Origin of the sequence: Pseudomonas sp. S3E17, assembly GCF_024168685.1 — a bacterium.
GTDB lineage: Bacteria > Pseudomonadota > Gammaproteobacteria > Pseudomonadales > Pseudomonadaceae > Aquipseudomonas > Aquipseudomonas marginalis.
In genome coordinates this window covers 4080479-4099067 of sequence record NZ_JALJWE010000001.1, presented here as the reverse complement: position 1 = coordinate 4099067, position 18589 = coordinate 4080479, and the positions used below count along the sequence as shown (strand labels likewise).

The window sequence follows — 18589 nt, the reverse complement described above, 5'->3', positions numbered from 1 at the left end:
TTAGCGGCACAGGATACCGCCTGTGCCTGGCCAATGGAGGCTTTGCTGTTTCAGAGATGAACGACGGCCAGGTCCAGGCGGCCGTAGTCGTTGTCATTGTGATCGTTGCGCGGTGGTACATGGTGGGTCTTCATCACTTGGTCGCCTTGCAGGGTTTCCAGGTGGATGTCGAAGCCCCAAAGCCGATGCAGGTGCTTGAGCACTTCCTCGGTGGATTCGCCCAGGGGTTTGCGGTCGTGCTGCTGGTGGCGCAGGGTCAGCGAGCGGTCGCCGCGCACATCGATACTGTAGATCTGCACGTTGGGTTCACGGTTGCCCAGGTTGTATTGCGCCGCCAGGGTTTCACGGATGGTGCGGTAGCCGGGCTCATCGTGGATGGCCGGCACCACCAGGTCGTCCTTGAGGTCATCATCCAGGATGCTGAACAGTTTGAGGTCGCGGATCACCTGGGGTGACAGGTACTGCAGGATAAAGCTCTCATCCTTGAAGCTGCTCATGGCGAACTTGATCGTCGACAGCCAGTCACTGCCGGCGATTTCCGGGAACCAGCGGCGGTCTTCATCGGTGGGGTGTTCGCACATGCGCCGAATATCGCGGTACATGGCAAAACCCAGCGCGTAAGGGTTGATCCCGCTGTAATACGGGCTGTCGAAGCCGGGTTGGAACACCACGCTGGTGTGGGACGTCAGGAACTCCATCATGAAGCCGTCGGTGACCAGGCCTTCGTCGTACAGGTCGTTCATGAGCGTGTAGTGCCAGAACGTCGCCCAACCTTCGTTCATCACCTGGGTCTGGCGCTGTGGGTAAAAGTACTGGGCGATCTTGCGTACGATACGCACGATTTCCCGTTGCCACGGTTCCAGCAGCGGTGCGTGCTTTTCCAGGAAGTAAAGAATGTTTTCCTGGGGTTCGGCGGGGAAGCGCGCATTGTCCTTGTCGCTGTTCTTGCCGGCGCGTTTGGGAATGGTGCGCCACAGGTCGTTGATCTGCTTCTGCAGGTGCTCCTCGCGCTCCTTCTGGCGCAGGCGCTCTTCCTCGGCAGAAATAGGGTATGGGCGCTTGTAGCGGTCGACGCCATAGTTCATCAGGGCATGGCAGGAGTCGAGCAAGTCTTCCACGGCGTCGATACCGTGGCGCTCCTCGCACTGCATGATGTACTGCTTGGCGAACACCAGGTAATCGATGATCGAGCTGGCGTCGGTCCAGGTGCGGAACAGGTAGTTGCCCTTGAAGAAGCTGTTGTGCCCATAGCAGGCATGGGCCACCACCAGCGCCTGCATGCAGATGGTGTTTTCTTCCATCAGGTAGGCGATGCATGGGTCGGAGTTGATCACGATTTCGTAGGCCAGGCCCATCTGGCCCCGGGTGTACGACTTTTCGGTACTGAGGAAATGTTTGCCGTAAGACCAGTGGTGGTAACCCAGGGGCATGCCGACGGAAGCATAGGCGTCCATCATCTGCTCGGCCGTGATCACTTCGATCTGGTTGGGGTAGGTGTCCAGGGCATAACCCGCCGCGATGCGGCTGATTTCCCGGTCATAGGCCTGGATCAGTTCAAAGGTCCACTCGGAGCCGGTGGAAATGGGTTGGCGCTTAGTCTCTTTTTTGGCGGTCATGTCACTAACCTGCGCTGGAAGAGTTCACGGAAGACCGGATAGATATCGCCGGCCGAGACCAGTTGCTGTTGTGCGAACGTGTCGGCAAAGGCTTCGCCGATGCGCTCGTATTCAAACCACAGGGCCTGGTGCTCACGGGGGGTGATTTCGACATAAGTGTAGTACTGCACAAACGGCATGATGTGGTTGATCAGGATGTCGCGGCAGATCGGCGAATCGTCGTTCCAGTTGTCGCCGTCGGAGGCCTGGGCCGCGTAGATATTCCACTCGTTGGCCGGGTAGCGCTCGGCCATGATCTCCTGCATCAGCTTCAAGGCGCTGGACACGATGGTGCCGCCGGTTTCCCTCGAGTAGAAGAACTCCTCCTCATCCACTTCCCGTGCGCTGGTGTGATGGCGGATGAACACCACGTCGATCTTGTCGTAGTTCCGCTTCAGGAACAGGTACAGCAGGATAAAGAAACGCTTGGCGATGTCCTTGGTCGCCTGGGTCATCGAGCCTGACACGTCCATTAGGCAAAACATCACGGCTTTTGAGCTGGGATTGGGCTGCTTGACCAGCAGGTTGTACTTGAGGTCAAAGGTATCGAGGAACGGCACGCGGTGGATACGCGCGCTGAGTTTCTCTATTTCCGCCTCGATTTCCTGGATATCGCCGAAGTTGTCTGGCTCTTCGCGCTTTAAACGCGCCAACTCTTCCTTTGCCGTCCTCAATTTGGCACGACTGCTGCCCGAGAGGGCGATACGCCTCGCATGGGCTGAGCGCAGCGTGCGGATGATGTTGATTCGAGAGGGGTTGCCTTCGTTGCTGATCCCGGCGCGTACGGTCTTGAAGGTATCGGTGCCGGTCAGGTTACGCTTCACCAGATTGGGCAGTTCCAGGTCTTCGAACATGAACTCGAGGAATTCTTCCTGGGTGATCTGGAACACGAACTCGTCCATGCCTTCGCCGGAGTTACCGGCCTTGCCCGGGCCTTTGCCACCGCCACCGCCCTGCGGGCGCTGGATATGCTCGCCGGTGGTGAACTCTTTATTGCCGGGGTGCACGACGGTCTGCTTGCCGCCCCGGCCGTGATGCAGCACCGGTTCGTCGATGTCGCGTCCGGGAATGCTGATTTGTTCGCCATGCTCCATGTCTGTAATGGAACGGCGGCTGACGGCCTCTTCAACGGCCTTTTTGATGTGGTCACGGTAACGCCGCAGGAAACGCTGGCGGTTTACCGTGCTCTTGTTCTTGCCATTAAGGCGTCGGTCGATCACATAGCTCATGAGGAGCCCTCCGGGCAGCTTCACGTTACAAGCTTCAAGCGGCGAGCTGGAAGCTTAGAGACAAGCGGTCCACTGCCAGGCCCATGACCTGGCAGTGGACGCCCATCGCTGCCTTACTGCGATTTGCGTACCCGCAGGTACCACTCGGAGAGCAGTCGTACCTGTTTGTCGGTGTAGCCGCGCTCGACCATTCGTGTGACGAAGTCGTTGTGTTTTTGCTGGTCCTCCTTGCTGGCCTTGGCATTGAAGCTGATGACTGGCAGCAGATCCTCGGTGTTGGAGAACATTTTCTTCTCGATGACCACCCGCAGCTTTTCGTAGCTGAGCCAGGTAGGGTTCTTGCCGTTGTTGTTGGCGCGGGCACGCAGTACGAAGTTGACGATTTCGTTGCGGAAATCCTTCGGATTGCTGATCCCGGCGGGTTTTTCGATCTTCTCCAATTCTTCGTTGAGGGCTACGCGGTTGAGGATTTCGCCGGTTTCCGGGTCGCGGTATTCCTGGTCCTGGATCCAGAAGTCCGCATACAGCACGTAACGGTCGAAGATGTTCTGGCCATACTCGCTGTAGGACTCCAGGTACGCGGTCTGGATTTCCTTGCCGATAAACTCGATGTAGCGCGGCGCGAGGTATTCCTTGAGGAAGCGCAGGTAGCGTTCGCGGGTTTCGGCCTGGAATTGTTCCTGTTCGATCTGCTGCTCCAGCACATACAGCAGGTGCACCGGGTTGGCCGCGATCTCATGGGGGTCGAAGTTGAAGACCTTGGACAGGATCTTGAACGCAAAGCGCGTCGACAGGCCGTTCATGCCTTCATCCACGCCCGCTGTGTCGCGATATTCCTGGATCGACTTGGCCTTGGGATCGGTGTCCTTGAGATTCTCGCCGTCGTACACGCGCATCTTCGAATAGATATTCGAGTTTTCCGGCTCCTTCAGACGCGACAGCACAGTGAACTGGGCGAGCATTTTCAGGGTGTCGGGTGCGCAGTGGGCTTTGGCCAGCGAGCTGTTGAACAGCAGCTTGTCGTAGATCTTGATTTCATCGCTGACCCGCAGGCAGTACGGCACTTTGACGATGTAGATCCGGTCGATGAAGGCTTCATTGTTCTTGTTGTTGCGGAAGGTGTGCCATTCCGATTCGTTGGAGTGGGCCAGCAGGATCCCAGTGAACGGAATCGCGCCCAGGCCTTCGGTACTGTTGTAGTTGCCTTCCTGGGTGGCGGTGAGGAGTGGGTGCAGCACCTTGATCGGCGCCTTGAACATTTCCACGAATTCCATCAGGCCCTGGTTGGCCCGGCACAGGGCGCCCGAGTAGCTGTAGGCGTCGGCGTCGTTCTGCGGGAATTCCTCCAGTTTGCGGATATCGACCTTGCCCACCAGCGCCGAAATGTCCTGGTTGTTCTCATCGCCCGGTTCGGTCTTGGCCACGCCGATCTGGTTGAGGATCGACGGGTAGAGTTTTACCACGCGGAACTGGCTGATATCGCCGCCGAACTCGGCCAGGCGCTTGGTGGCCCAGGGCGACATGATGGTGTTGAGGTAGCGTCGTGGGATGCCGAAGTCTTCTTCGAGGATCGCGCCATCTTCCGTGGCGTTGAACAGGCCCAGGGGCGACTCGAAGACCGGTGAGCCCTTGATGGCGTAGAAGGGCACCTTCTCGATCAGTTGCTTGAGTTTTTCGGCCAGGGACGATTTACCACCGCCCACGGGGCCGAGCAGGTAGAGGATCTGTTTCTTCTCTTCCAGGCCTTGGGCGGCGTGGCGGAAGTAGGAGACGATCTGGTCGATGCATTCTTCCATCCCATGGAAGTCTTCAAAGGCCGGATAGCGGCGGATCACCTTGTTGGAAAATATTCGCGACAGGCGCGAATTATTGGCGGTTTCCACCAGCTCCGGCTCGCCAATCGCCAACAACAGGCGTTCGGCGGCAGATGCGTAGGTGCTGCGGTCCTGCTTGCACAGCTCGAGATACTCTTGCAGCGTGAGTTCTTCCTGCTGTGTGGACGCGAAGCGTTGTTGGAAGTGGCTGAAAATACTCATGACGTCGTCACCTCGCTCGATACGTGGAGCCGACGCCGGATCTATCAGTCGATGCTGGCAGTCATTGACGAACGCCAATGGCTGTTTTCCCCCCAGAACACCCTGAAACGCTACCGATGACCCGTACGCCGGTGTACCGGCTCTCCCCTGATTCGGATGGCCTGCGCTTAAGGATAGTTCGGAATCTGAGAGGGCAAGGCGCGATGCGCAATTAGTTTGGCTGCGCCGTTCGTCAGAAACGGCGCGAGCCCAAGCGTCACGCGGGGTAGCGGGGTGTGAAAAAAATTATTGCGAATCGCCGGAGGCAATTTCTGCAGGATACGTCGTACGCCACAGCTCAAAGCCGCCGTCCAGGCTGTAGACGTCGGAGAAGCCCTGGCTGACCAGGTAGGCGGCTGCGCTCTGGCTGGAATTGCCGTGGTAGCAGGCCACGATCAGCGGTGCATCAAGGTCGGCGGCACGGATGAAATCGGCGATGTTGACGTTGTCCAGATGCTGGGCGCCAGCGATATGGGCGGCGGCGTAAGTAGGCTGGTCGCGGATATCGACCACCACTGCACCTTGCTCGCGCAGGGCCTGGGCTTGTTCGGGAGGGATACGTTTGAATTCGCTCATGGCGGGCTCCTATGGCCTGGCTGCAGCCGGCAGGGTAACGGGAAGAGTGGGTGGGCACTGGCAGCCGTGACGCTCGCCGGTGTCGATGTTCATCAGGGTCATGGCGCCGCCCCATACGCAGCCGGTGTCGAGGGCAAACACGCCAGGTTCCTCGCACTTGCCTTCAAGGGCTGCCCAGTGACCAAAGATGATCCTGGTGTCGCGGGTCTTGCGTTCCTTGTGGGCAAACCATGGTTTGTAGCCGGGCAGTGCCGTGTCGGCGCCTTCCTTGCTCTTGAGGTCCAGCTTGCCCTCGGCGGTGCAGAAGCGCATGCGTGTGAAATAGTTGGTAATCACCCGCAGGCGGGCGACGCCAGTGAGGTCGTTGTCCCACTTCACTGGCTCGTTGCCATACATGCCGTCGAGGTAGGCGGTGTACAGGCTGTCATCGGCCAGGGCGTTTTCGACTTCGGCGGCGCACTTGAGGGCTTTTTTCAGCGTCCACTGCGGCGGGATACCGGCATGGACCAAGGCCATATTGCGGCTTTCGTCGTAATGCATGATCTTTTGCCGACGCAGCCAGTCAAGCAGTGGCGCGCGATCTGGCGCTTCGAGGATTTCGCGCAGGGTATCGCCCTTTTTCAGACGCTCGATGTTATTGCCGGCGGCCAGCAGGTGCAGGTCATGGTTGCCCAGTACGCACACCAGGGAGTCCCTCAGGCTATACAGGTAACGGAGCGTCTCCAGGGACTCGGGGCCGCGATTGACCAGGTCGCCGACCAGCCACAGGCGATCGTTCGCCGGATCGAAGGCCACCCGTTCAAGCAGGCACTTGAGGGGCTCCAGACAGCCTTGCAGGTCGCCGACCGCGTACGTTGCCATCAGTGCAGGGCGCCTGGTACGGCGAGGCGGAAAGGCTTGATGATGGCGTCGAACAGTTTGCCATCAGTGGCTTTCATCTGATACGAGCCTTGCATGGTGCCGACCTTGGAAGTCATTACCGTGCCGCTGCTATAAGTGTGGCTGGCGCCAATGTCGATCAACGGTTGTTGGCCGACAACGCCTGCGCCGCGAACTTCCTCGACCTGACCGTCACCGTCGGTGATCACCCAGTGGCGTGACAGCAGCTTGGCCGGCACCTGGCCGTTGTTTTTCACCGTGATGGTGTAGGCAAAGGCGAAGCGGTTCTGTTCAGGTTGCGATTGGTCCGCGAGGAAGCGGGTGACGACGCTGACGTCGATCTGGTAGCGAGGATCGGACATGCAAGAGGCCTTAAAAGCAAAAGCGGAGGACAGCAGATGCGGATCAGTCTAGGCCAAGAGGTGGGCACTAGGCCAGACATGTGTCTGGCCATGCCTGGGTGTTTCAGTCGGCGACTGGCGCAGGCTGGATGGCAAGCTGGTCGGCCAGGCGCACGAACGCGGCCAGGTCCAGTTGCTCGGGGCGCAGGCTGCCGTCGACGCCGGCTGCTTCGATCTCGGCGTTGCTCAGCAGGGCCTTGAGTGTGTTGCGCAGGGTCTTGCGGCGCTGGTTGAACGCCTCACGCACCACGCGTTCCAGCAATTTGTGATCCTTGGCCGGGTGTGGCAGCACGGCGTGAGGCACCAGGCGCACGATGGCCGAGTCGACCTTCGGTGGTGGGTTGAACGCACCCGGGCCGACATTGAACAGGTGTTCGACGCGGCAGTGGTACTGAACCATGATCGACAATCGGCCCCAATCACCACCACCAGGGCCGGCAGCCAGGCGTTCCACCACTTCTTTTTGCAGCATGAAGTGCATGTCGCGGATGATCCCGGCGTTGTTCAGCAGGTGGAAAATCAGCGGTGTGGAGATGTTGTACGGCAGGTTACCCACCACACGCAGGCTATTAGGCGCGGCGTTGAGGGTATTGAAGTCGAACTTCAATGCATCGCCCTGATGCAGGTTGAAGTTGGGCTTGCCGGCGAACTGCTGGTTGAGGATCGGGATCAGGTCCTTGTCCAGTTCCACCACGTCCAGTTGGCCGCCACTGGCGAGCAAGCCTTGGGTCAGTGCGCCCTGGCCCGGGCCGATTTCCAGCAGGCGGTCTTCTGGCTTGGCATGGATGGAGCGCAGGATACGGTCGATCACGCCAGCGTCGTGCAGGAAGTTTTGCCCGAAGCGCTTGCGCGCCCGGTGTTGGTAATGCTCGGTCATATACGGGTCTCGGCCATCTGATAGGCGGTTTCCAGGGCCACGTGCAGGCTGCCGGTATCGATCTTTCCGCTGCCTGCCAGGTCCAGGGCGGTGCCATGGTCGACGGAGGTGCGGATGATCGGCAGGCCCAGTGTCACGTTGACTGCGGCGCCGAAGCCTTTGTACTTCAGCACGGGCAGCCCCTGGTCATGGTACATCGCCAGCACTGCGTCGCAGTGCTCCAGATATTTGGGGGTAAACAGAGTGTCTGCTGGCAATGGGCCACGCAGGTCCATGCCTTCTTGGCGCAGACGCTCCAGGGTTGGTTCGATGATGTCGATTTCTTCATGGCCCAAGTGGCCGCCTTCGCCGGCGTGGGGGTTGAGCCCGCAGACCAGGATGCGCGGTTGGGCGATGCCGAATTTCTGTTGCAGGTCGGCATGCAGGATGCGCGTAACGCGTTCCACACGCTCGGCGGTGATGGCGTCGGCAATGTCGCGCAATGGCAGGTGCGTGGTCACCAGGGCGACCCGCAGGCCGCGTGTGGCCAGCATCATGACGACTTGAGCGGTGTTGGTCAGCTCGGCCAGGAACTCGGTGTGGCCGGAAAACGCAATCCCCGATTCGTTGATCACGCCCTTGTGGACCGGTGCGGTGATCATGCCGGCGAAGTCGCCGTCGATGCAGCCTTGCCCCGCGCGGGTCAGGGTTTCCAGGACGAACGCCGCGTTGGCCTTGTCGAGTTGCCCGGCAACGACCCTGGCTTGCAGCGGGGTGTTCCACACATACAAGCTGCCGGCGGGCGCCGGCAGGTCGGGCCAGTTGCCCGGTGCCACGTCCAGCAGATTGACGACCACACCCAGCTGCGCGGCCCGCTCAAGGAGCAGGTCGCGGCTGGTAATGGCAATCAGGGGGTGCGGCTGGGGGTGCGAGGCGAGCAGCAGGCACAGGTCTGGACCAATGCCGGCCGGCTCGCCGGGTGTCACGGCGAAACGCTGGGGTTTCACGGAGCTGCCTGGTCGGTGCCTGTTTGCTCGGCGCCTGGCAGCTTGTTTTCCACGTAGGCTTCGTCACGGATCTGACGCAGCCAGGTTTGCAGCTCTTCGTCGTATTTGCGGTTACGCAGTACGTTCAGCGCCTGCTGCTCGCGGGCCTGGCTGGTGTTGTCGGTGGCGCGACGACCAAGGACTTCCAGTACATGCCAGCCATATTGGGTCTTGAACGGCTTGGACAGTACGCCTTGCGGAGTATCGGCCATTACCTGCTGGAACTCGGGCACCAGGGCTTTGGGGTCGATCCAGTTCAGATCGCCGCCGTTGAGGGCGGAGCCCGGGTCTTCCGAGAAGCTCTTGGCCAGGGTGGCGAAGTCTTCACCGCTTTCGATGCGGTCATAGATCTTCTGGGCCAGTTCCTTGGTTTGGGCTTCGGTGCGGATTTCACTTGGTTTGACCAGAATATGACGAACATGCACTTCGTCTTTCAGCGAGGTCTCGCCACCGCGACGTTCCAGCAACTTCAGGATAATGAAGCCGCCTGGGGTACGGGCTGGCTGGGTGATGCCACCCACTTCCATGGCGCTCAGTTCACGGTCGAACGGAGGTGGCAGTTGAGCCGCTTTACGCCAGCCCATATCACCACCTTCAAGGGCGTTGTCGCTGCCGGACTGGGCAATGGCCATCTGGGCAAAGTCAGCACCGGCTTTCAGGCGATCATAGATAGCCTGGGTTTTCGCCGCTGCCGCATTCAGTTGCTCGGAGTTGGCACTGTCCGGGGTCGGGATCAGGATATTAGCCAGGTGCAGTTCTTCGGAAAGCTGCATCTTGCCCAGGTCCGAGGCCAGGAAGTTCTTCACTTCCTGCTCGGATACCTGGACCCGCTCGGCAACGCGACGCTGGCGCACACGGCTGATGATCATTTCGCGGCGGATCTGGTCACGGGCGTCTTCATACGAAAGACCGTCGTGGGCCAGGGCCGCGCGGAATTGATCAATGCTCATGTTGTTGCGCTGAGCGATGGTGCCGACCGCCTGGTTCAGTTCTTCGTCCGAGATACGGATGCCGGAACGCTCGCCGATCTGCAGTTGCAGGTTTTCGACGATCAGGCGTTCCAGTACCTGCTGGTCCAGCACGCTGGTAGGTGGCACGCCACCGCCACGCTTGGCGATGGTTTGCTGCACTTCCTTGACGCGCTGGTCCAGTTGGCTTTGCATGATCACGTCGTTATCGACGATGGCCACTACTTTATCCAGTTGCTGAACCGCAGCGTGAGCCGATACGGTGCCCAGGAACAGCGCGCCCAGCACTAGCGGGCGCAGACAATCAGAAAGCTTGGTCTTCACGTTCACGATAACCTTCAATGCCTTTGTCGAGGAAGCTCTCTACCTTGGCGCCGGTCAGGCCGCCGAGTCCTTTGAGGACGATCTGCAGGAAGAGCCCGTGGTCACCCTTTTCGTTAAGCGGGGCGATCTGGCTGTATTCGTCGTTGGAAACCCAGTAACGGTTGATGACGCGCAGTTTCCAGCAGCAGTTGTCGTACTCGAAACCACCGAAGGCTTCCAGGGTACGGTTGCGAGCGTAGTCATACTGCCAGCGGGTGATCAGGTTCCACTGGGGAATGATCGGCCACATCATCGAGAAATCGTGTTGTTGGATTTTGTAGTAATCCTTCACGTAGTTCGCCGAACCCGGGGTGCCGTAGTCGCCACCGAACTGCCATTTGCCGGTCAGCTGGTTGTAGACGACCTGGTCGTTACGATAGCGATAACCGACGTTGATGATCTTGTTCGGGTCGTTCTCCGGCTGGTAGTGAAGCATCGCACTGCCGGAGCGAGGGCTGTGCTCCTCGGTGTCCCAGTTGTAACCGGCAGTGGCGCGCCAGTCACGGTTGAAGCGGAACTCGTAGTCCAGGGCAACCGGGGATACGTCGGACTGCGAATCGGCACGGTCGGCGGCGAGGATGCCCGGCAATTGAACTTCACGATCCTTGAAGTACAGCGCCTGGCCCACGGATACGCGCTGACGCTCGAAGCCGTTTTCTTCGATCCAGCGGCTGGTCAAGCCAAGGGACAGCTTGTTTTCGTCGCCGATACGGTCCGTACCGCTGAAGCGGTTGTCGCGGAACAAGGACGCGTAGCTGAACGCATACTCGCTGCTGTCGAAGATCGGGATATCGGACTGGTCCTTGTTCGGCACGTACAGGTAGAACGCGCGCGGCTCAAGGGTCTGGCGATAGTTTGTGCCAAACCAGTTGGTATCGCGGTCGAAATACAGGCCGCTGTCGAGGCTGGCCACCGGAATCGCGCGGTCCTGGGAGCTCTTGAAGGAGCCGCCTGCGTACTGGGTGCCGGCATTCGCTGCTGCTGTCTGTGCAGCGATGATGTCGTTCTTGCCCTTGTTGTCCAGGTCGAGATCGTACTTGGTGTAGACGTACTTGAGCTTCGGCGTCACAAAACCGTAGGTCCAGTTCATCGGGTATTCGACGGCGGGTGCTACGTTCAGGCGAGTACCGTTTGCACGGGTCAGGCCGGTTACGTAGGTGTCCAGGCGGCGCTCGGTACCACCATCTTCATTGATGAAGTTGCCGGTTTCCAGGCTTCGTTCAAACCGAACTGCTTCGGTATCGTAGGTAAACTTCAATCCACCTGGGCGGAACGGCAACTGCCCATTTAAAGTGATCTGCGGCAGGCGGTCATAAGGTGTGGTTTGGGAAATCGTCGCCAGCTGATAAGCCTGGACATTCAAGCGCGCCTGGAACGAGTCGCCGCGATAGGCCACCGAGCCCTGCTGGTTGACGAAGTCCCGACTCTCGACACCTTCCTGATAGGACTTGAGGTCCTGGAAGTAGTAGGGGTCGCTGATCTTGGTGTAGTCGACCTGGGTCAGTACACGCGAATCCAGCCCGCCCTTGTGCTGCCAATTGAGCATGTAGCGGGTTTTTTCGTAGTCGGTCTGCTTCTTGCGTTCGTCGTTGTCGTCGTTCAGGTACGCGCCGCCGAACTGGCCTTCGCTGGACTTGGTGAGGTAGCGGAATTCGCCTTCCATCATCATGCCGCGCTTGGTCATGTATTGCGGGTACAACGTGGCATCGTAGTTTGGTGCCAGGTTGAAGTAGTACGGCGTGACCAGGGTGAAGCCGGTTTCGCCGCCGGTGCTGAAGCTCGGTGGCAGGAAGCCGGACTGACGACGGTCGTCGATCGGGAAGTAGATGTAAGGGGTGTACAGGATCGGAATGTTCTTGATCCGCAACGTCGCGTTGGTGGCCGTACCGAAACCGGTGGCCGGGTTCAACGTGATGTTGTTGCCCCTGAGCTGCCAGGCGTTGCTGTCCGGCTCGCACGTGGTGTACGTACCGTCCTTGAGACGGATGATCGCGTTTTCGGCGCGCTTGGCGTACAGCGCGTTACCGCGGATACGCGACTTGTGCAGCACGTATTCGGCGTTGTCGATCTGCGCCGCGCCGGTGTCCAGTTGAACCTGGGCATGGTCGCCGACGATCAATGCACCGTTGTCGCGCAGTCGCACGTTACCGTTCAGCTCACCACGGTTCTCGGCCTGGTACAGGCTGGCTTCTTCCGACTCCAGCTGCATGCTGCCCTGGCGCATGACGACGTCACCGGCCAGGGTTGCGACTTGTTGTTCCTGCTCGTAACGAGAGGCCTTGGCACCGATGAAAGTGGGCGCATCGCTCTTGTTCGTCTTGTCGTTCATGCCAGGACGCGTTGGCTCGATGTACGCACCGCCGCAGTAAGGACCGGTTTCCGCCAGCTGGGCTGCGGTCAACTTTTCACGAGGCACCCAGTCCAAGTGGCTGTAGTCGGCGCTGCGCGAACGCAGGCCACGGCCCTTGGACTCGGTGACCAGTGCGGTCTTCGGCTCGGCTTCGGCACTGCCGCCAGCGTCGGCCTGCGCCGTGCTGTTGGCCGAGCTGACGGCTGCACCGTCATGCACTGGGCGCGGTGGCAAGGGGGCTGCGGCGGTCTTGGGCGCGCAGTCCCAGGCACCCGAAGCAGAGACTGAGCAGTCATACTGTTCCGCGGCGACCACGAATGAGGTGGCGAAGGGTTGCATGACCAGCAGACTGCCGGTTACCAGCAACGGAAATTTTCTACGAAACGCGGGGGATTTCAATGCCATCTTATTAGTCCGGGCTTCCTGCGTGCCATCTGCCCGCGGTTTGGGCCGCACGCCTCTCGATGGTCTGAAAAAGATGCGTGATAATAAAGCATGCCCCGCTTGACGGCTAGCGCCGTCGGAGACCCTTGTAATGCCCGAGCAAGATCTACGTTTACAACAGCTGGAAGTCTGGCTGGATGAGCAGTTGCCGATCCTTTTCAACGCTCAAGGCTGGGGTGCCGTACCCCCGGCCACATTGACCGCGGCCAGCAGCGACGCGAGTTTCAGGCGCTATTTCCGCTGGGACGGCGGCGGTCGTACGTTCGTGGTAATGGACGCTCCGCCTCCCCAGGAAAACTGCAAACCTTTCGTCGATATCGCGTATTTGCTCTCCACTTCGGGAATAAATGTTCCGAAAATTTATGCACAGGACTTGCCGCGAGGCTTTCTTTTGCTCAATGACCTGGGCAGAAAAACCTACCTGGACGTGATAACCGACGAAAACGCCGATCAATTGTTTGCCGATGCCATCGACGCCTTGCTGGCTTTTCAGCAGTTGCCGATGGACGCACCACTGCCCAGCTATGACGTCGCCTTGCTGCGCCGTGAACTCGAATTGTTTCCCGAATGGTACGTGCGCCGACACTTGGGTATCGAGTTGGATACTCGGCAGCAGGCACTTTGGCAGCGTGTCAGCGATCACCTGATCGACAGTGCCCTGGCGCAACCCAAAGTGCTGGTGCACCGCGACTATATGCCACGCAACCTGATGATCAGCGAGCCGAACCCTGGCGTGCTGGATTTCCAGGATGCGGTGTATGGTCCGGTCACCTACGACATCACCTGCCTGTTCAAGGATGCCTTCCTCAGTTGGCCCCAGGCCCGCGTGCGCGAATGGCAACGCGGCTATTGGGAGCGTGCGGCCCAGGTCGGCATTCCGGTACAGCCGGATTTCGAAGACTTCCTGCGCGCCAGCGATCTCATGGGCGTGCAGCGCCATCTCAAGGTCATCGGCATCTTTGCGCGCATTTGCCATCGCGACGGCAAGCCACGCTACCTGGCCGATGTACCGCGCTTCTTTGCTTATATAGAAGCGGTGCTGGCCGATCGTCCGGAGTTGAGCGAGCTGGCTGAGTTACTGACCAGCCTGCGCCAACCTGCAGAGGTCAGCCTATGAAGGCCATGATCCTGGCCGCCGGTAAAGGCGAGCGGATGCGTCCGCTCACCTTGCACACCCCCAAGCCGCTGGTGCAGGCCGGCGGCAAGCGCCTGATCGAGTACCACCTGGAGGCGCTGGCCAAGGCCGGCTTTACCGATGTGGTGATCAACCATGCCTGGCTCGGCCAGCAGATCGAGCGCTACCTGGGGGATGGCGCGCAGTTCGGCTTGCGTATCCGCTACTCCCCGGAGGGCGAACCGCTGGAAACCGGCGGCGGGATTTTCCAGGCGCTGCCGTTGCTGGGGGATGAGCCGTTCCTGGTGGTCAATGGCGATATCTGGACCGACTACGACTTCACCCGCCTCAAGCAGCCGCTCAAGGGCCTGGCTCATCTGGTGATGGTCGACAACCCGGCACATCACCCCTCGGGCGGTGATTTCTACCTTGATCAGGGCTTGCTTCATGATGCGGCGCCCGGTGCCGATAACCTGACCTTCAGTGGCATTTCAGTGCTCGACCCCCGGCTGTTCGAGGGTTGCAGCGCCGGTGCCTTCAAGCTGGCGCCGCTGCTGCGTGCGGCCATGGCGAAAGGTTTGGTAACGGGGGAACACATGGCGGGACGCTGGATTGATGTCGGCACGCTGGAGCGCCTGGCGCACGTCGAAACCCTGCTGACAGCGGGGCAGTAGCATGTTGTGGCCAGGGACGCTGATCGGCGCCGGGGCTGGCTTTGCCATTGCCAGTATTCCGGGGGCCTTGTTGGGGGCGCTGTTGGGGCAGGCGCTGGATCGCCGCCTGCAACTGCACAGTTGGGCACAGTTGCGCGAGCGCTTGGGCGGGCGTCCGGCTTTACGCAATGACGAGTTATTGTTTGTGTTGCTCGGGCGCCTGGCCAAAAGCAACGGGCGTGTGGTGGACGGGCATATTCAGCAGGCGCGGCAGGAAATGCGCTCACTGGACATGACCGAGTCGGCCCAGCGCCGCGCGATTGCGGCGTTCAACCGCGGCAAATCCGGTTCCGACCGTGTACGCCGCTACCTGCGTGTGCTCAAGGCCCAGCCCCATGCGGCGGAAGGGGTGTTGCGGGCGTGCTGGCGGATGGTCTGGGCGGACGGCAAGGCGGACGCCGCCGAGCGTGATTTGATCGACCTGTGGGGGAAGTGGTTGGGCTGGACGCCGCAACAGCTCCAGGCGTTGGCGGCCGATTACACACCTGAGCGCAAGCCGCTGGTCAATCGTGGCACGACCTACCAGGAAGCGCTGCGCTTGCTCGGCGTGACCGCTACCACCGAGCCGTCGGTCATCAAGCGTGCCTATCGCCGCCTGCTGAGCCGTCATCACCCGGACAAGGTGGCCGGCAGTGGTGCCAGCCCCGCGCAAGTGCGTGAGGCGACCGAGCGCACCCGTGAATTGCACAATGCCTATTCATTGATTCGCGAGCGCCGGGATTTTCGTTAGAGGTCACTATTTTCACGGATAAACACATTCCAATGTGGGAGGGGGCTTGCCCACGATTAGGGTGGGTCAGCTACCTATCTGTCGACTGACACACCCCTATCGGGAGCAAGCCCCCTCCCACATTGGTTCGGTGCTTATCCTCGATCGGCGCTGGCCTGCGGGCTCAACCAGCCGCGAATCCGGCGATACAACTGTTCCTGCTCGGCGGCGCTGTTGCCGGGCAGGGTCTTCAATGACACCTGCTTATAGCCGTCATTCTTCAAGCGCTTCGCGGCCTGGGCGCGTTCCAGGGCGTTGTTGCGTGCTTGAGCGGTGTCTTGATAGAAGACGTCCGCCGTCGGCAGCTTCAGCGCCGGCGCCAGTTGCTGCACATCCGGATGACGCCCGGCAGGCGTCTGGGCGGCAACCATCACGAGCTTCTGCACCTGGGAGGGTTGTTTTTCAGTCAGGTAACGCGCCGCCCACCAGGCGCCGGTGCCATGGCCCACCAGCACCACCGTGCGTGCGCTCTGGGTCTGGGCAAAAGCCACGGCGGCATCGATACGCGCAAAGATGCGCGAGGCGTCGGTCTTGTCCTGCTCGTCGGCGCCCGGGACCACCGCCGGGTCGGTGCCTTCCGCCTCGGCGCTGGCGGCTTGTTCGATCGGCTTGTCGGCGGTGCTCGCGTCTTTACTGCTGGTGTCGACGGTGGCGTTGGGCGCTTCCATGACGCGCGGCGGCAGGGTGTCCATGCTCACGTCCGGTAACGACAGGCTGAGGCTGCCCCAATTGGCATCCGGCAATTTACGTCGTAACGGGCCGATTGCTTGCGGCCAGTCAGCATTTTCGCCGGCGCCGGGTACGATAATCACCACGCCTTCGGGTTCGGCGCTGTTGGCGGGTTTCCACAGGGCAAGGAAGGAATCGCTGCCGGCCTGCAACTGTTGCTGCTCTTGCTGCGGGATTTTGCGTTCCAGGGCGGCGGCCTCTTCCTGGCTACGCTCGGGCAGGGGTTGGCGTTCGACGGGTTTTTCGGCCGCCGGTGCCGGTGCGTCTTCAGCCTGCACAGAAAAGGCACTGGTAAACAGCAGTGACAGGCACAATGCAGGCAGTGCCGAACGGTTTCGATAGGACATCGTTGATTTCCGGCCAGAAGTGATTCCAGCAGCCTAATGGGTTGGTCAGTATTTGTCAGTGATGTGAGACGTGGATCATGGGTTTTCGCTGTCTGCTGGTTATCGGCTGTTTGTGCCTTGCCTTGATGGCAAACGCTTCCCCCGCGCCCGCCACACCGCAGGCGCAGCTGAATGCGCCGCAGCGCGAATGGCTGGCCCGGCACCCGGAGCTGCGGGTGGGCGTGGTGTTGCAGGCGCCTTACGCGCAATACGACCGACGCCTGCAGCGCTTGTCCGGGGCGAATGTCGAGTTGATGCAGTGGCTGGCCAAGGCGCTGAACATCGAGCTGACCTGGCGCAACTTCCCTGATCAGGAGCAGTTGGAGGCGGCCGTACGCGATGACGAGGTGGACATTGCCCCTGGCCTGCAGCAAACCCCAGCCGGTTTGCGCCTGTGGCAGTTCACCGACCCGTATATGCGTGTGCCTCAACACATTGTCGGCATCCGCGAGGGCGGTGGTGCCGTGGAGCTGGAGAAGCTCGACGATCAATCCCGGGTTGCCGTGCGCATGCCCAGCGCCGTGGCCGATTACCTGCGCAGTACCTATCCCGGCCTCAACCTGCAAGGCGTGCCCATGGAGCGCCAGGCCTTGCAGCTGTTGGTCAGCCAGCAGGCGCGTTATGCCGTGGTGGATGAAGCGCAATTAAGCCGCTTGTCCGCAGAGGCCGAGTTCAGCGGGCTGGCGGTGGTCGGGGACATCGGCCTGCCGCAATTGCTGCGGGTTGCCACGCGCCGGGACTGGCCGGAACTGGCCGGCATCATGGAAAGTGCCCTGAGCGCGATCCCGGCCCGCGACCTGGATCAACTGCACAGTCGCTGGCTGCAACCCAAATACCCACGTTTATCCGAATCCAAAGGCCTCTGGCAGAACCTCAGCCTGCTGCTCGGCCTGTTGCTGCTCGCCAGCCTGGCCGTGGTGTTCTGGCAGCGCCGCCAGCAACGTGTGCTGGAGCACGACCTGCTGGCTGCCCGCGAAGAAAGCGCCGCCCGTGCCGCCGGTGCCGAAGCGCTGCGCTTGACGCAGTTTTCCATCGACCAGAGCACCGTCGGCATCCTGTGGGTCAACTGGGACAGCCACGTGCGCTACGCCAATCGTGCGGCCGAGAGCATGCTGGGTTACGAGCCCGGTGCTCTGATCGAACGGCCGCTGGTCGACCTCGACCCGACCCTGGATATGGACCGCTGGCTCAACCTGTGGAAGCGCGCACGGGCCAGCGAGGAGGGGCCGCAGAATTTCGCCACCGATTGTTTGCGCGCCGATGGCAGCATCCTGCCGGCCAACGTGTCCTTGAGCTTTGTGCGATTTGCCGAGGCCGAATACCTGGTTGTCTACTTGAACGATGTCACCGAACTGCGTCGCACCCTGGCCGCCCTGATGCAAAGTGAGGCGCAACTGCGCGAGTTGTCCGCCCACCTGGAAACCGTGCGCGAAGAAGAAAAAGCCCGCATCGCCCGGGAAGTGCACGACGAACTCGGGCAAATGCTCACGGTGCTCAAGCTGGAAACCTCCATGTGCGAGCTGTCCTATGCGCAACTGGATCCTGGCCTGCACGAGCGCTTGAACAGCATGAAGCGCCTGATCGCCCAACTGTTCCAGTTGGTGCGGGACGTGGCGACGGCGCTGCGCCCGCCGATTCTCGACGCCGGGATTGCCTCGGCCATCGAATGGCAGGCGCGGCGTTTCGAAGCGCGCACGCAGATTCCCTGCCTGGTGCAAGTGCCGGATAACCTGCCGGCCTTGAGCGATGCCAAGGCCATCGGCCTGTTCCGTATCCTGCAAGAGGCACTGACCAATGTGATGCGCCATGCCCAGGCGCATACTGTCGAACTGACCCTGGCGGTGGAAGGCACCGACCTGCGCCTGACCATCAGCGACGATGGCGTCGGTTTCGTCCAGGCCCAGGGGCGCCCGGTATCGTTTGGCCTGGTGGGGATGCGCGAGCGCGTGCTGATCATGGGCGGGCAACTGAGCCTGGACAGTCAATTGGGCGAGGGCACCACCCTGAGTGTCACGGTGCCGTTGGATGCATGACGA

At 60.8% G+C, this 18589-nt stretch carries 15 protein-coding genes; 4 read left to right on the top strand and 11 right to left on the bottom strand.

Translation table 11 applies throughout. The features are described from left to right. Positions 1–50: 50 nt before the first annotated feature. From J3D60_RS18460 to J3D60_RS18415, 10 genes are all read right to left on the bottom strand, one after another. Positions 51–1616 carry a SpoVR family protein gene (locus J3D60_RS18460; protein ID WP_027605917.1) on the bottom strand — a complete coding sequence of 522 codons (1566 nt, stop codon included), beginning with the start codon at positions 1614–1616 and terminating at the stop codon, positions 51–53. Then, on the bottom strand, positions 1613–2884 hold the full coding sequence (locus J3D60_RS18455) for a YeaH/YhbH family protein (RefSeq protein ID WP_065925392.1): 1272 nt from the start codon (positions 2882–2884) through the stop codon (positions 1613–1615). The genes J3D60_RS18460 and J3D60_RS18455 overlap by 4 nt, the downstream gene beginning before the upstream one ends. A 113-nt stretch (positions 2885–2997) precedes the next feature. Next, entirely contained in the window at positions 2998–4920 is a 1923-nt protein-coding gene (locus J3D60_RS18450; RefSeq protein ID WP_003194732.1) for a PrkA family serine protein kinase, read from the bottom strand. Positions 4921–5205: 285 nt separating this feature from the next. After that, positions 5206–5535 carry a thiosulfate sulfurtransferase GlpE gene (gene glpE / locus J3D60_RS18445; RefSeq protein ID WP_065925391.1) on the bottom strand — a complete coding sequence of 110 codons (330 nt, stop codon included), beginning with the start codon at positions 5533–5535 and terminating at the stop codon, positions 5206–5208. 9 nt (positions 5536–5544) lie between these two features. Next, positions 5545–6396 (bottom strand): symmetrical bis(5'-nucleosyl)-tetraphosphatase, encoded by an 852-nt coding sequence (locus J3D60_RS18440; RefSeq protein ID WP_065938233.1) that lies wholly within the window; start codon positions 6394–6396, stop codon positions 5545–5547. After that, positions 6396–6776 (bottom strand): Co2+/Mg2+ efflux protein ApaG, encoded by a 381-nt coding sequence (gene apaG, locus J3D60_RS18435; protein WP_027605913.1) that lies wholly within the window; start codon positions 6774–6776, stop codon positions 6396–6398. The genes J3D60_RS18440 and apaG overlap by 1 nt, the downstream gene beginning before the upstream one ends. Before the next feature lie 103 nt (positions 6777–6879). After that, entirely contained in the window at positions 6880–7692 is an 813-nt protein-coding gene (gene rsmA / locus J3D60_RS18430) for a 16S rRNA (adenine(1518)-N(6)/adenine(1519)-N(6))-dimethyltransferase RsmA (RefSeq protein ID WP_065925389.1), read from the bottom strand. After that, positions 7689–8678 carry a 4-hydroxythreonine-4-phosphate dehydrogenase PdxA gene (gene pdxA / locus J3D60_RS18425; protein ID WP_065938234.1) on the bottom strand — a complete coding sequence of 330 codons (990 nt, stop codon included), beginning with the start codon at positions 8676–8678 and terminating at the stop codon, positions 7689–7691. Before pdxA ends, rsmA begins: the two co-directional genes overlap by 4 nt. Then, positions 8675–10015: a peptidylprolyl isomerase gene (locus tag J3D60_RS18420; RefSeq protein WP_027605910.1), complete on the bottom strand. Its 1341-nt coding sequence runs from the start codon at positions 10013–10015 to the stop codon at positions 8675–8677. Before J3D60_RS18420 ends, pdxA begins: the two co-directional genes overlap by 4 nt. Further along, on the bottom strand, positions 9990–12803 hold the full coding sequence (locus J3D60_RS18415; protein WP_141156144.1) for an LPS-assembly protein LptD: 2814 nt from the start codon (positions 12801–12803) through the stop codon (positions 9990–9992). The genes J3D60_RS18420 and J3D60_RS18415 overlap by 26 nt, the downstream gene beginning before the upstream one ends. A gap of 130 nt (positions 12804–12933) precedes the next feature. On the opposite strand from J3D60_RS18415, the gene J3D60_RS18410 reads away from it, so the two are divergent. Genes J3D60_RS18410 through J3D60_RS18400 form a run of 3 tightly spaced genes read left to right on the top strand, consistent with a single transcriptional unit; the run spans position 12934 to position 15399 of the window. Beyond that, positions 12934–13959 carry an aminoglycoside phosphotransferase family protein gene (locus J3D60_RS18410; protein WP_141156143.1) on the top strand — a complete coding sequence of 342 codons (1026 nt, stop codon included), beginning with the start codon at positions 12934–12936 and terminating at the stop codon, positions 13957–13959. Further along, positions 13956–14630 carry an N-acetylmuramate alpha-1-phosphate uridylyltransferase MurU gene (gene murU / locus J3D60_RS18405; protein ID WP_027605907.1) on the top strand — a complete coding sequence of 225 codons (675 nt, stop codon included), beginning with the start codon at positions 13956–13958 and terminating at the stop codon, positions 14628–14630. Before J3D60_RS18410 ends, murU begins: the two co-directional genes overlap by 4 nt. A gap of 1 nt (position 14631) precedes the next feature. After that, positions 14632–15399, top strand: coding sequence for a TerB family tellurite resistance protein (locus J3D60_RS18400; protein WP_027605906.1), 768 nt, complete (start codon positions 14632–14634; stop codon positions 15397–15399). 134 nt (positions 15400–15533) lie between these two features. Here the strand turns inward: J3D60_RS18400 and J3D60_RS18395 are convergent, their stop codons facing one another. Further along, positions 15534–16514 carry an alpha/beta hydrolase family protein gene (locus J3D60_RS18395; protein ID WP_253492273.1) on the bottom strand — a complete coding sequence of 327 codons (981 nt, stop codon included), beginning with the start codon at positions 16512–16514 and terminating at the stop codon, positions 15534–15536. 77 nt (positions 16515–16591) lie between these two features. Between J3D60_RS18395 and J3D60_RS18390 the strand changes: the two genes are divergently transcribed. Continuing rightward, a complete protein-coding gene (locus tag J3D60_RS18390) occupies positions 16592–18586 on the top strand; it encodes a transporter substrate-binding domain-containing protein (RefSeq protein ID WP_253492271.1) in 1995 nt (664 codons plus the stop codon). Positions 18587–18589: the final 3 nt, after the last annotated feature.